10 protein-coding genes are annotated in these 13,118 nt (G+C 69.8%); 3 read left to right on the forward strand and 7 right to left on the reverse strand.

Annotation, left to right across the window (positions count from 1 at the left end):
- Positions 1-119: 119 nt before the first annotated feature.
- Genes MA875_RS12975 through MA875_RS12985 form a run of 3 tightly spaced genes read right to left on the reverse strand, consistent with a single transcriptional unit; the run spans position 120 to position 2,805 of the window.
- Positions 120-947 (reverse strand): ABC transporter permease, encoded by an 828-nt coding sequence (locus MA875_RS12975; protein ID WP_248242677.1) that lies wholly within the window; start codon positions 945-947, stop codon positions 120-122.
- Entirely contained in the window at positions 944-1,837 is an 894-nt protein-coding gene (locus MA875_RS12980) for an ABC transporter permease (RefSeq protein ID WP_372492584.1), read from the reverse strand. Before MA875_RS12980 ends, MA875_RS12975 begins: the two co-directional genes overlap by 4 nt.
- Positions 1,838-1,863: 26 nt before the next feature.
- Positions 1,864-2,805, reverse strand: a complete 942-nt coding sequence (locus MA875_RS12985; RefSeq protein ID WP_248242678.1) for an ABC transporter ATP-binding protein — start codon at positions 2,803-2,805, stop codon at positions 1,864-1,866.
- Positions 2,806-3,655: 850 nt separating this feature from the next.
- Between MA875_RS12985 and MA875_RS12990 the strand changes: the two genes are divergently transcribed.
- Together MA875_RS12990 and MA875_RS12995 are read left to right on the forward strand one after the other, a co-directional pair.
- Positions 3,656-3,871: an AsnC family protein gene (locus MA875_RS12990; protein ID WP_372492580.1), complete on the forward strand. Its 216-nt coding sequence runs from the start codon at positions 3,656-3,658 to the stop codon at positions 3,869-3,871.
- Between the two features lie 22 nt (positions 3,872-3,893).
- Complete coding sequence (locus MA875_RS12995) at positions 3,894-5,843, forward strand: ABC transporter ATP-binding protein (RefSeq protein WP_248242679.1); 1,950 nt, start codon at positions 3,894-3,896, stop codon at positions 5,841-5,843.
- Between the two features lie 7 nt (positions 5,844-5,850).
- Here MA875_RS12995 and MA875_RS13000 read toward each other — a convergent pair whose 3' ends face one another.
- On the reverse strand, positions 5,851-7,728 hold the full coding sequence (locus MA875_RS13000; protein ID WP_248242680.1) for a phosphoenolpyruvate carboxykinase (GTP): 1,878 nt from the start codon (positions 7,726-7,728) through the stop codon (positions 5,851-5,853).
- Between the two features lie 117 nt (positions 7,729-7,845).
- Between MA875_RS13000 and MA875_RS13005 the strand changes: the two genes are divergently transcribed.
- Positions 7,846-9,309 carry an XRE family transcriptional regulator gene (locus MA875_RS13005; RefSeq protein WP_248242681.1) on the forward strand — a complete coding sequence of 488 codons (1,464 nt, stop codon included), beginning with the start codon at positions 7,846-7,848 and terminating at the stop codon, positions 9,307-9,309.
- Positions 9,310-9,322: 13 nt separating this feature from the next.
- Here the strand turns inward: MA875_RS13005 and MA875_RS13010 are convergent, their stop codons facing one another.
- The 3 genes from MA875_RS13010 to MA875_RS13020 all read right to left on the reverse strand — a co-directional run bounded on the left by MA875_RS13010 (position 9,323) and on the right by MA875_RS13020 (position 13,051).
- Positions 9,323-9,478, reverse strand: coding sequence for a hypothetical protein (locus tag MA875_RS13010; protein ID WP_248242682.1), 156 nt, complete (start codon positions 9,476-9,478; stop codon positions 9,323-9,325).
- 35 nt (positions 9,479-9,513) lie between these two features.
- Positions 9,514-10,986, reverse strand: coding sequence for an NAD-dependent succinate-semialdehyde dehydrogenase (locus tag MA875_RS13015; RefSeq protein WP_248242683.1), 1,473 nt, complete (start codon positions 10,984-10,986; stop codon positions 9,514-9,516).
- Positions 10,987-11,119: 133 nt separating this feature from the next.
- A complete protein-coding gene (locus tag MA875_RS13020) occupies positions 11,120-13,051 on the reverse strand; it encodes an FAD-dependent monooxygenase (RefSeq protein WP_248242684.1) in 1,932 nt (643 codons plus the stop codon).
- Between the last annotated feature and the right edge of the window lie 67 nt (positions 13,052-13,118).

Here is a 13,118-nt window from a genome sequence, read left to right on the forward strand (position 1 = left end):
TGACCACGCGTCGAAAGACACGCCGCACCCCCGGCCCCCGCCACCCGGACGAAGAAGCGCCGCCGAGCAGCCAGCCCGGCGGCGCTTCACCCTGCCCACTTGACAGAAAGCCCTACATATCAGTCGAGGAAGAGGGCGCGCAGGCGCTTCGTGGTGAAGATCAGGCCGACCGCGATCATCACGACGAAGTAGAGCACGTGCCAGAGCATCCCCCAGCTGAGATCGCCGAGGGTGAGACCGCGGAGGAGCTCGACGCCGTGCCAGAGCGGAAGAGCCTGGATGACGGGAACGAGCCAGTCGGGGTAGACGCTCAGCGGATAGAACGTCGCCGAGAACAGGAACATCGGCAGCATCACGAAGTTGATCCAGTCCATGTGCTGGAACGCCTTCATGTAGCTCGTGATCGCCATCCCGAGGCTTGCGAACCCGAACGCGATGAGGAGGACCGCGGGGATGGCGAGAATGGCCGTCCAGGCGAGGTTCAGCCCCGCGAACTGCATGATCACCATGAACCCGCTGGCGTAGACGAGTCCGCGGAGCAGCGCGTAGAGGATCTCTCCCAGCGCCACGTCGAGTGGTCCGAGCGAGGTCGCCAGCATGCCCTCGTAGAGCTTGCCGTAGTTGAGCTTGAAGAAGACGTTCCAGGTCGAGTCATACACGGCGCCGTTCATGGCCGAGACCGCCAGGAGTGCGGGGGCGATGAAGGCGGCGTAGGACACCTCCAGGCCCGAGGCGGTCGTGACGTCGCCGATGAGCGCGCCCAGTCCGACCCCCATCGAGAGGAGGTAGAAGACTGGCTCGAAGAAGCCCGAGAGCACGACGATCCAGTTCGACGAGCGCGCCGCGATGAGGCCGCGCTGCACGACGGCCTGCGGGTTGCCGGCCCAGAGCGACCGGACTCCTCCGGCGCGGGCGCGGGGCTCTGCAGCGATGGCGGTGGCGGTCATTTCGCGAGCCTCCGCACGAAGATCCGGCGCGCGAGGAACGCGGCGCCGACGGTGAGGACGACGAGGTACAGGATGTGCACCCCGATCATCAGGAGGCTCTCGGGCCGGCCGTAGGTGACGAGTCGCCCGAGCTCGGTGGCGTGCCAGAGCGGCGAGATCCAGCCGATCACCTGCAGCCAGCCGAGCGTGGACAGCGGGTAGAACGTGCCGGAGAAGAGGAACATCGGCATGAAGATGAAGCGCTGCACGAGAGCGAACTGCCCTTTGTCGTCTTCGATCGATCCGGCGTAGGCCATGATCGGCACCCCGAAGGCGAGCCCCGCGAGGATCGAGATGAAGATCGAGATCCAGCCCGTCTCGGGGTTCGGGATCGCCTGGAAGAGCACGAGGAAGACGTAGTAGGCCGCTCCCACCACGACCATGCGGGCGGTGGCGCCCAGGATCACACCGTGGGCGATCTGCGGCGAGGACAGCGCCGACGCGTTGAACCCGTAGAAGTAGCGTCGCCACTTGAACCCCGCCATCACCGGGTAGGTGAACTCCTCGCTCGCGACGGCGATGGTCGCGGTCATGAGGAGCGCGGGCGCCACGAACACGACGTAGTCGACGGTGACGCCGCCGTCAGAGACCGGCGCGTCGATCAGCGCCGCCAAGCCTAGGCCGAGGCCCAGGAGGTACACGATCGGCTGGCCGAGGGCACCGACCACGATGGTCCAGCCGTAGGCGCGCATCGCGCGCACCATGTGCTCGGTGACGTACCACGAGCCGTAAGCGCGGGGCTTGCGTCCCCACGCCATCGCTTCGGCCCGCAGCTCGTCGAGGCTCGGCTGGGCGACCTTCGCGGTCGCCTGGGCGCTCGTCGGGCCGGCGCTGTTCGGGCCGGCGCTCATCGCACCGGCGCTGTTCGGGTCGGCGCTCATTCGATCAGCGACCTTCCGGTCAGGCGCAGGAAGACGTCTTCGAGGCTGGAGCGACGCACGAGCGAGGTGACGGGCTCGAAGCCGAGCTGCGTGACGCGCTCGAGTGCCCGCTCGCCGTTGTCGGCGTAGATGAGGATGCGATCCGGGAGCACCTCGACACTGTCGCCGAGGCCCTGCAGCTGCGGTGCGACCTGCTCGTTGCGGTCGGAGCCGAAGCGCACCTCGAGGACCTCACGACTGGAGTGCTCGCGGATGAGCGATGCCGGTGTCCCCTCGGCCATGATGCGGCCCTTGTCGACGACGATCAGGCGGTCGCAGAGTTGCTCGGCCTCGTCCATGTAGTGGGTCGTGAGCACCAGCGTGGTGCCGCGCTCCTTCAGGCGGAACAGGCGGTCCCACAGCACGTGCCGGGCCTGGGGATCAAGGCCCGTGGTCGGTTCGTCGAGAAGCAGGATGCGCGGGTCGTTGATAAGGCCGCGCGCGATAGTGAGGCGGCGCTTCATCCCGCCCGACAGCTGCTCGACCTTGTTCTTGGCCTTGTCTTCGAGCTGCGCGAACGCCAGCAGCTCGTCGGCCTTCTCGTGGCACACCTTGCTCGGCAGACCGAAGTAGCGACCGTAGATGTAGAGGTTCTCGCGGGCGTTGAGCTCGGCGTCGAGGTTGTCCTGCTGCGGCACGACACCCAGGCGGGAGCGGATCTCGGGGCCATACCGGTCGGGGTCGAGCCCCAGGATGCTCAGCTCTCCGCGCGTGCGCGTCGACACGGCGCCGATCATCTTCATGGTGGTCGATTTGCCGGCGCCGTTGGGCCCGAGGAGCCCGAAGGACTCGCCGGGCGCGACATCGAACGACAGCCCGTCGACGGCGACGAAGTCGGGCTTCCCCTTCGACGAATACGTCTTCACGAGGTTCCCGGCGCGGATCACGGGCTCAGGCACCGGACCACCCTACCCGCGACCTCCGACACGGTGGACGGCGGCTGACCGGCCGCCCCCGCGGCATCCGTTCTCTTTCTTTCCCGCCGCCCCGCGCATCCATCGCCCGTCTCTTTCTCCGCTTCCGCCGCTTCGTTCGTCGCCCTCTTCCTCCGTTCCCCGCTTCGTTCGTCGCATATGCACGCCACGGGCGCCCTCCGGCGTACATCTGCGACGAACGAAGTCGCGTGGGGGTGGCCCGGGGCGGGGCCGTGGGCGGCCGCGTGGGGCGGCCGGGGGCCGTCGGCTGGGGCGGCGGTGGGCAGTCGCGTGGGCCGGCCGCAGGGGCGCGGCGGGTGCGATGGCGGGCGCTTGAGCGTCGACTCCGCCCTATCCCGCTCGCTCGTCGCATATGCACGCGTCACCCGCCCGAACGTGTACATCTGCGACGAACGAGGCAGGGGACAGCGACTGGGGAGCGAGCCGGTGGTTGTGGCGGCGGCTCACGTCCCCCGGGCGCCTGGCACCCGTTCGTTCGTCGCATATGCACGCCTCACCCGCCCGATCGCGTACATCTGCGACGAACGAGGCAGGGGACGGTGACCTGGGGGGCAAGCCGGTGGTAGTAGCGGCGGCTCACGTCCCCCGGGGCCGCTGGCACGCGTTCGTTCGTCGCATATGCACGCCTTTCCCGCTCGATCGCGTACATCTGCGACGAACGAAGCGGGAGAGGGAGCCCGGCGAGGGGCGGACGCGAGGGCGGAGGCGGGCGCGGCGCCGGGCGCGGACGCGCGTCAACCTCGGTTGACAAGGCGGAGAACGTCACCTACGGTTGACGACGGATGCCGCGCCGCGGCCGAGAGGGAGAGAGACCGTGTCCAGCGACGACCTGCGCACCCTGATCGGGTCGGCGCCCGATCCGGAGCCCATTGCCGAACTGCGACGACTCGCGGGGGTCCGCGTCGAGCTGTCGCGCGCCGAGGAGGTGCAGGTGCGCCGCGCGCGCACGCTCGGATACTCCTGGCAGGCCATCGCCGGGGCACTCGGTGTGAGCAAACAGGCAGCCCACAAGAAGTACGGTCGTAGCTGAGCCTCACCCCCGGAGCATCCCCATGTCAGACAGCACCCGTCCATCCCGCCGCCGCGGCCGCCGCGGAGCAACCCAGGAGGGGCCCCGCGCGAGCCTCACGCAGCTGATCCCCTTCCTCCTGGAGCACAAGGGCGTGCTCGTGGTCGTCGCGATCCTCAGCATCATCGGCGCAGTGGCGACCCTCGGCCAGCCGGTGCTCGTCGGCCAGGTGATCGAGCGGGTGCAGGCAGGTGAGACCCTCGGCCTCCTGGTCTGGGGCATCGTGGCGCTCGTCATCGCCGCCTCGCTCATCGGCGGCTACCAGCACTACCTCCTGCAGCGCACCGGCACGGCGGTGGTCTACTCCAGCCGCCGGAAGCTCGTCGCGCGGATCCTCCGTCTCCCCATCAGCGAGTTCGACTCGCGCCGCACCGGCGACCTCGTCTCCCGGGTGGGCACCGACACCACGCTGTTGTACGCCGTGCTCACCCAGGGACTCGCCGACGCCGTCGGCAACTCGCTCATCTTCGTCGGCGCGGTGATCGGCATGGCGATCATCGACCCCGCCCTGCTCGGGGCCATCGTCCTGGTGCTCGGGGTCTCCGTCGCGGCCGTCGTCATCCTCAGCGGGCGGATCCGCCGCGCCACCCAGGCGCAGCAGGAGAAGGTGGGCGAGCTGGCCTCGGGCGTCGAGCGTGCCGTCGGCTCCATCCGCACCGTGCGCGCCGCCGGAGCAACCGAGCGCGAGACCGAGGCGATCACCGGCGTCGCGACCGAGGTGTACCACGTGGGCGTGCGCATCGCGAAGGTCTCGGCCCTCGTCGTCCCGGTTGCGGGGATCGCCCTCCAGGTGTCGCTCCTCGTCGTCCTCGGGCTCGGCGGGTTCCGCGTGGCCTCGGGCGCCATCTCGGTGGCGAGCCTCGTGACCTTCGTCATCTTCCTGTTCCTTCTCGTCGGTCCCCTGGCGACCTTCTTCGGCGCCATCACCTCGGTGAACCAGGCACTCGGCGCGCTCGGGCGCATCCAGGAGGTGCTCGACCTCCCCACCGAGACGTCGGACGACACCCGCATCGCGGCGAGCCTGCCCGCGACGCCCCGGTCGGCGACCGCACCGGGTGAAGAGCCGGCGGCGATCGAGTTCGTCGATGTGCACTTCTCCTACCCGGAGAACGTCATCGCGGCACGACGGAGCGCCGAGCAGGAGGCGAAGGCCCTCCTCGAAGCAGCGCACGTCGGCACCTCCGCCATCGAGGTCGTCCGCGATGAGGATCAGGATGCCGCGAGCGCGGCGTCCGAGCCGGGTGCGGCCGACGGCGAGGTGCTGCGCGGGGTGTCGTTCCGTGTGCCGCGCGGCGCGCGTGTGGCCCTGGTCGGACCGTCGGGAGCCGGGAAGAGCACGACCCTCGCCCTCATCGAGCGCTTCTACGACCCGACCGCTGGGGCGATCCTGCTCGACGGACAGGACGTCCGGGCTCTGGACCGGGCGGCGCTTCGCGCGCAGCTCGGGTACGTGGAGCAGGACGCGCCGACCCTCGCCGGCACGATCGCCGAGAATCTGCGACTTGCGGCGCCCGACGCTTCGGACGCCGAGTGCGAGCGGGTGCTGCGGGCCGTGAACCTCGGCGAAGTGCTGGAGCGGAGCCCGCTCGGGCTCGAGGCACCCGTCGGTGAGAGCGGCGTGATGCTCTCCGGCGGAGAGCGTCAGCGTCTCGCGATCGCGCGGGCCCTGCTCGCCGCGCCGCCGATTCTGCTGCTGGACGAATCGACCTCGTCCCTCGACGGCCTGAACGAGCAGCGCATGCGCGATGCGATCGACGCAGTCGCGGCGGGTCGCACGCTCATCGTGATCGCGCACCGGCTGTCGACCGTCGTTGACAGCGACCTCATCGTGGTGCTCGACCACGGCCGCGTGGTCGGCCAGGGCACACACGGGGAGCTGGTGGAGACGACGCCGCTGTACCGCGACCTCGCCCGCCACCAGCTCCTGGTGTGACGCGGGGTCAGGCCCGCTGGAGGCGGTACCGCAGCGCCGCGAGCTCGGCGTACAACGCCGCGGGGATGCGTCCCTCGAACGTGCGGAAGAACTCGTCGGTGAGGTCGGCCTCCTTCAACCACGACTGCGGGTCGATGGCGAAGAGGCGCTCGAGGTCGGCGGTCGAGACGTCGATGCCGTCGACATCGAGGTCTTCGATGCGCGGCAGGCGCCCGACCGGGCTGTCGACCGCGGGGACCTCGCCCTCGATACGGCGGATGATCCAGTCGATGACCCGGGCGTTGTCGCCGAATCCGGGCCAGAGGAACCGGCCGTCAGGCCCCTTCCGGAACCAGTTGACCTGGAAGATGCGGGGCGCGCGGTCGAAGCGGAGCTTCTGGCCGACCTTCAGCCAGTGCCCGAAGTAGTCGGCCATGTTGTAGCCGCAGAACGGCAGCATCGCGAACGGGTCGCGGCGAAGCTCTCCGACGGTTCCCTCGGCGGCCGCGGTGCGCTCCGACGAGATGGTCGCGCCCATGAACACCCCGTGGGTCCAGTCGGTGGCCTCGACCACGAGCGGGACGTTGGTGGCGCGGCGGCCCCCGAAGAGGATCGCATCCAGCGGCACGCCCTGCGGGGCGTCCCAGTCCTCGGCGATCTGGGGGCACTGAGCGGCGCCGACGGTGAAGCGCGAATTGGGGTGCGCGGCGGGTCGGCCGCTCTCGGGCGTCCAGGGGTTGCCCTCCCAGTCGGTGAGCTCCGCCGGCGGGGTGTCGGTGAGCCCCTCCCACCAGACGTCGCCGTCGGGACGGAGCGCGACGTTCGTGAAGATCGTGTTGCCCCACAGCGTCTCGACGGCGGTGACGTTGGTCGACTCACCGGTGCCGGGGGCGACGCCGAAGAAGCCCGCCTCGGGGTTGATCGCCCACAGGCGCCCGTCCTCGCCGGGGCGAAGCCACGCGATGTCGTCGCCGAGGGTCTCCACGCGCCATCCCGGAATGGTCGGCCGCAGCATCGCGAGGTTGGTCTTGCCGCACGCCGAGGGGAACGCCGCGGCGACGTGGTAGGCCCGACCGGCCGGGTCGATCACGCGGATGAGCAGCATGTGCTCGGCCAGCCAGCCCTCGTCGCGGCCGATGACCGAGGCGATCCGCAGCGCGAAGCACTTCTTCGCCAGGATCGCGTTGCCGCCGTATCCCGACCCGAACGACCACACCTCGAGCGTGTCGGGGAAGTGGACGATGTACTTCTCGTCGTTGCACGGCCACGCCACGTCGGGCTCGCCGGGCCCCAGGGGGGCACCGACCGAGTGGACAGTCTTCACCCAGGGCTTGCCCGCGGCGATCTCGCGCAGCACCTGCGTGCCCACTCGGGTCATGATCCCGATGGATGCCACGGCGTAGGCGCTGTCGGTCACCTGAACCCCGATGTGCGACAGCGGGCCGCCGACCGGGCCCATCGAGAAGGGCACGACGTACATCGTGCGTCCACGCATCGATCCCTCGAACAGGGGGGTGATCGTGGCGCGGATCTCCGCCGGAGGAGCCCAGTTGTTCGTCGGGCCGGCGTCTTCTTCGAGCTCGGACGCGATGAAGGTGCGGGCCTCGGTGCGGGCGACATCGCTCGGGTGCGAGCGGGCGAGGTACGAACCCGGCCGCCACTCGGGGTTGAGCTTGATGAGCTTGCCCTCGTCGACCATCTGGCGAAGCAGCGCGTCGTTCTCGCCGCGCGATCCGTCGACCCAGTGGATGCGGTCGGGCTGGGTGAGGGTGGCGATCTCTTCGACCCAGGCCTCGAGCTCGGCCATCCCTTCGCCGCCGATCGTCGGGCGAGCACCATAGGCGCGGGAGTCCCGGTCGACAGTCGCGGTGGGTGCGGTGCGCGAGAAGATGTCGGCGATGGCCATGAAAGCTCCCTCGATGTCGGCATGAAACCTGGTGTTCCTCCACTATCCCGGGCTGCGCCCCCGTGTTTATCAAAAAGGTCCACGCAAGAAACCTGATTCTTTCGCTATCCTCAAATCATGGCGCTTCCCCTCGCGACCTCGTCCGCTCCGCTTCACCTCACGACGCTCGGCCACCGCATCCGGCACCATCGGCTGGCCCGCGGCTACACGCTGGACGAGCTCGGCGAACTGGTCGGTGTCGCCGGAAGCCAGCTGAGCCTCATCGAGAACGGCAAGCGCGAGCCGAAGCTCTCCCTGCTGCAGGCGATCGCCTCGGCCACCGGCGTCGAGGTCACCGATCTGCTCTCCACCGAACCCCCCAACCGCCGCGCTGCGCTGGAGATCGAGCTCGCCCAGGCGCAGGCGAGCCCGGTGTTCCGCCAGCTCGGGGTCAGCCCCGTCAAGGTCACGAAATCGATGACCGATGAGACTCTCGAATCGATCCTTGCGCTGCATCGCGAGCTGCAGCGCCGCGAGCGCGAAGCGATCGCGACCCCGGAGGAGGCCCGCCGCGCCAACACCGAACTCCGGGTGCGGATGCGCGACGTCGACAACTACCTCCCCGACATCGAACGCCTCGCCGAGAAGCAGCTCCGGGCAGCCGGACACGTCTCGGGCGCGCTCACCCACCGCACGGTGAGCATCATGGCCGAGCAGCTCGGCTTCGAGCTGATCTACGTCAACGACCTGCCGCACTCCGCGCGGTCGGTCACCGACCTCGAGCACGGCCGCATCTATCTTCCGCCCGCCTCGATTCCCGGCGGACACGGTCTGCGCTCCATGGCCCTGCAGGCGATGGCCCACCGCCTGCTGGGGCACGAGCGCCCCACCGACTACGCCGACTTCCTGCAGCAGCGTCTGGAGATCAACTACTACGCCGCGTGCTGTCTGATGCCCCAGACCGCCGCGGTGTCCTTCCTGCAGCAGGCGAAGAAGGACCGCAACCTCGCCGTCGAAGACTTCCGCGACGCGTTCGGGGTGACCCACGAGGCTGCGGCGATGCGTCTGACGAACCTGCTCACCCATCACCTGGGCATCCGCCTGCACTTCCTTCGCGTGGACGGCAACGGCGGAATCTCTCGGGTGTACGAGAACGACGACCTCCCGGTGCCGATGGATGTCACGGGGTCGGTCGAGGGGCAGATCGTGTGTCGGCAGTGGTCGGCGCGCTCCGCATTCGAGGAGCAGAACCGCACCACCGAGCACTACCAGTACACCGACACCCCCGCGGGCACCTTCTGGTGCTCGACGCAGACCGGCGTGACCGGAGAGGGGGAGTTCTCGATCACCGTCGGCGTCCCCTTCGACGACGCGAAATGGTTCCGCGGCAGGGAGACGGCGACGCGGGCGACCTCCACCTGTCCGGATGAGTCGTGCTGCCGGCGCCCGCCCGCCGACGTCGCCTCCCGCTGGAGCGGCAAGGCCTGGCCGAGCGCGCGCGTGCATCAGCACATGTTCTCCCCCCTCCCCCGGGGCGCCTTCCCCGGCGTCGACGACACCGAGGTCTACGCCTTCCTCGAGCGCCATTCGCCGGCGGAGTAGGCGTCGGCCCGCGTCACCCGGAGCGGAAGGCGGTGAATCGCGCGACCGCGGCGCGCGCCTGGTCTTCGGTCAATCGGGGATCGCCGAACAGCTCGATGCCCGCCGCCCCCTGCGCGGGCGTCCAGATTCCCGCCACCCGACCGTCGGCGACGATCACAGCGCGGACCATGCCGTTCTTCGGGGGCGGCGCGCCGCCCGCGGCGCTCAGGCGAACGGGTTCGGAGTGAGCGTGTACTTCGTCTGCAGGTACTCGTGGATGCCCTCGGCGCCGCCCTCGCGCCCGAGGCCGGAGAATTTCCACCCGCCGAAGGGGGCGGCGGCGTTGGAGACGACACCCATGTTGAGCCCCATCATCCCCGTCTCGAGCCGCTCGATCATCCGCTGCCCACGCGCGAGGTTCTCGGTGTAGACGTAGGAGACGAGGCCGTACTCTGTGTCGTTGGCGATGCGCACGGCATCGTCTTCGTCGTCGAACGGGATGATCGCGAGCACCGGTCCGAAGATCTCCTCACGCAGGATGTCGCTGCCCGGCCGCACATCCGAGACCACCGTCGGCTCGTAGAAGGTGCCCGGGCCGTCGACGGCCTTGCCGCCGGTGCGCAGCTCGGCACCGCGGCTGACCGCGTCCTCGACGAGCGCCGCGGCCTTGGCCACCGCCCGGTCGTCGATGAGCGGACCGATCGTCACACCATCCTCGGTCCCGCGACCGATCCGGAAATTCTGCACCCGCTCGGTCACGCGCCGGGCGAACTCGTCGGCGACGGAGCGGTGCACGATGAAGCGGTTGGCGGCGGTGCAGGCCTGGCCGATGTTGCGGAACTTCGCCGCCATCGCCCCCTCGACCGCCTTGTCGAGATCGGCGTCGTCGAACACGACGAACGGGGCGTTGCCGCCGAGTTCCATCGAGGTGCGCAGGACCCCCTCGGCGGCCTGCTCGAGCAGCCGCTGGCCCACCGGCGTCGACCCGGTGAACGAGAGCTTCCGCAGTCGGGGGTCGCGGATGATCGGTTCGGAGACCTTGCCCGAGCTCGAGGTGGTGAGGACGTTGACGACACCCGCCGGGAGGCCGGCCTCTTCGAGGAGCTTGACGAAGAACAGCGTCGTCAGCGGGGTGAGCTCGGCGGGCTTGATGACCACGGTGCAGCCGGCGGCGAGCGCCGGAGCGATCTTGCGGGTGGCCATGGCGAGAGGGAAGTTCCACGGGGTGATGAGGTAGCAGGGACCCACCGGGTGCTGCGAGACGATCATGCGACCGGTACCCTCGGGGTTCGCCCCGTAGCGCCCCTGCACGTGGGCCGCCTCTTCGCTGAACCACCGGATGAACTCGCCGCCGTAGACGACCTCTCCCCGGGCCTCGGCCAGAGGCTTGCCCATCTCGATCGTCATGAGGAGCGCGATGTCCTCCTTGCGCTCCTGGAGGAGGTCGAAGGTGCGACGCAGCAGCTCGGCGCGCTCGCGCGCCGGGGTGCGCGACCACTCCGGGAACGCCGCGACCGCGGCATCCAAAGCCGCCTTGCCGTCGTCGACCGAGGCATCGGCGATGGTCTTCACCGCCTCGCCGGTGGCGGGGTCGAAGACGCGGAGCGTGCGACCCTCCGAGGCGGGGCGCCACACCCCGCCGATGAACAGCCCGTCGGGCACCTCGGCGAGCAGAGCGGCTTCACGATCGGCGGTCATGGGACTCCTCGGGATCGGGGGTGGTCGTGGTCATTGTGCCCGGGTGTCGGCGGGGGCTCCGATATACATCACGGACGGTCGCCATCCGTGCGGTGTGCACAGTGGCGAAAAAAGCACCAAGGGGAGGGATGCCTCACCCCGCCGTCGCACCCGCGGCGGCACGCTCGCGCTGCGGCAGGAAGGCACCGGCGAGGAACTGGTTCAGCTCGGCGGTGGCGCTCAGCGGCAGGACCGCCGCGACATATTGATCGGGGCGCACGACGACGACGACGCCGTCGCGCGACAGACCCCGTTCGTCGAAGATGTCGGTGCGGGTCCACGCGCTCGGGGCCGCGGCGAAGACCTTCTCCTGATCGACGAGGCCGAGGGGGCCCGAGCGCGGCCGGAAGATCGCAGGCACCGCGGCGAGCTCGACCTCCTCGAACGGCTGCTGGTAGACCGCCTTGACATCGAACACGGCGTCGAGGTCGGCAGCCGGTGGGGTGTGGCGCCGCACCGGCCCGTCGGGGGCGTTCAGCCACGCGGCCCATTCGGTCAGCGCCGACGGCTCACCGGCGGCGGGTCGGTCGGCAAAGGCGTAGATGCGCCAGCGCCCGTCGGCCTTGGCATGGTGTCCGAGGTGAACGGGGTTGCCGTCGGCGACCTTCACCACCTCGGAGCTCTTGAACCGCATCCCCACCGGGTAGCCCTCCGCGAGTCGCTGGTGCGCAGCATCCCCCACGATCTGCGACGGCGCGTAGTGCGTCATGAAACCCGACGGGAACTCGGCGGTGCCGAGGTAGTAGGTCGCGAGGTCCTGCGGGTCGGAGATCTCTGCGGGCTTGCGCGCCATGAGGGAGGACCACTCGCGGTCGAAGTCGATGAGCTGCTGGGCGACGGGCTTGCGTTCGGCGTCATAGGTGCGCAGGAGCGATGCCGGGGCGAGGCCCGTGAGGACGTGACCGAGCTTCCAGCCCAGGTTGAACCCGTCCTGCATGGACACGTTCATGCCCTGCCCCGCCTTCGCGCTGTGGGTATGACAGGCGTCGCCGGTGAGGAAGACGCGCGGGTCGCGGTCGTCTCCGGGGGCGACATCGTCGAACCCGTCGGTCACCCGGTGCCCGACCTCGTAGACGCTGTGCCACGCGACCTGCTTCACGTCGATCGAGTAGGGGTGGAGGATCGCGTTGGCGCGACGGATGATCTCGTCGATCGGCGTCTCGCGGACGCGGTGGTTGTCGTCGGCGGCGACTTCGCCGAGGTCGATGTACATGCGGCTGAGGTAGCCGCCCTCGCGCGGGATGTGGAGGATCGCGCCCGCTTCGGCTGAGATGGCGCACTTGATGCGCCAGTCGGGGAAGTCGGTGTCGACGAGCACGTCCATGACGCCCCAGGCGTGCTGGGCGGCGCTTCCGACGTGCGTGCGTCCGATCGCCTCGCGGACCCGGCTGCGGGCGCCGTCGCATCCGACGACGTAGCGGGCGCGGATCGTGCGCTCCTCCCCCGCGCGGGGGCCGGCGACGTGGCGCACGCGCACCTCGACGGGGTGGTCGGCGTCGTCGTCGGAGTCGTCGACGGTGAGGCCGAGGAACTCGACGCCGTAGTCGGGGGCGATGCGTGCGGGGCCGAGCGCCGCCGCCTCGGCGAAGTAGTCCAGCACCCGCGCCTGGTTGACGATGAGGTGCGGGAATTCGCTGATCTTGTAGCCGTAGTCCTCCGTGCGCGCCGTGCGGACGATCCGCGTCGGGTCGGCGGGATCGGGGCCCCAGAAGTTCATCCACCCGATGTTGTAGGCCTCGGCGACGATCCGCTCGGCGAACCCGAACGCCTGGAAGGTCTCGACGCTCCGGGGCTGGATGCCGTCGGCCTGGCCGAGCGGGAGTCGGCCGTCACGGCGCTCGATCAGCCGCGTCGTGAGGCCGGGGAACTGCGACATCTGCGCCGCGAGCAGCATGCCGGCGGGACCGGATCCGACGATGAGCACGTCGACGACGCCCGGAAGGTCATCGGGCCTGTTCAGACCGGTGCCCGCGGCGGGCTGGACGCGGGGGTCACCCGAGACGTAGCCGTGGTGGTGGAACTGCATGGATTCTCCTTGACGCCGATGTCGGAAGCGGCGCGGCGGTGCGCTGATGGGAGCTCGAGTGATGTTC

Origin of the sequence: Microbacterium kunmingense (genome assembly GCF_023155745.1) — a bacterium.
GTDB lineage: Bacteria > Actinomycetota > Actinomycetes > Actinomycetales > Microbacteriaceae > Microbacterium > Microbacterium kunmingense.

Excerpts from the sequence above, each read along its gene's own strand:
- MA875_RS12975 (WP_248242677.1), bottom strand. The coding sequence starts at position 947 with ATGACCGCCACCGCCATCGCTGCAGAGCCCCGCGCCCGCGCCGGAGGA.
- MA875_RS12980 (WP_372492584.1), bottom strand. The coding sequence starts at position 1,837 with ATGAGCGCCGGCCCGAACAGCGCCGGCCCGACGAGCGCCCAGGCGACC.
- MA875_RS12995 (WP_248242679.1), top strand. The coding sequence starts at position 3,894 with ATGTCAGACAGCACCCGTCCATCCCGCCGCCGCGGCCGCCGCGGAGCA.
- MA875_RS13000 (WP_248242680.1), bottom strand. The coding sequence starts at position 7,728 with ATGGCCATCGCCGACATCTTCTCGCGCACCGCACCCACCGCGACTGTC.
- MA875_RS13005 (WP_248242681.1), top strand. The coding sequence starts at position 7,846 with ATGGCGCTTCCCCTCGCGACCTCGTCCGCTCCGCTTCACCTCACGACG.
- MA875_RS13010 (WP_248242682.1), bottom strand. The coding sequence starts at position 9,478 with ATGGTCCGCGCTGTGATCGTCGCCGACGGTCGGGTGGCGGGAATCTGG.
- MA875_RS13015 (WP_248242683.1), bottom strand. The coding sequence starts at position 10,986 with ATGACCGCCGATCGTGAAGCCGCTCTGCTCGCCGAGGTGCCCGACGGG.
- MA875_RS13020 (WP_248242684.1), bottom strand. The coding sequence starts at position 13,051 with ATGCAGTTCCACCACCACGGCTACGTCTCGGGTGACCCCCGCGTCCAG.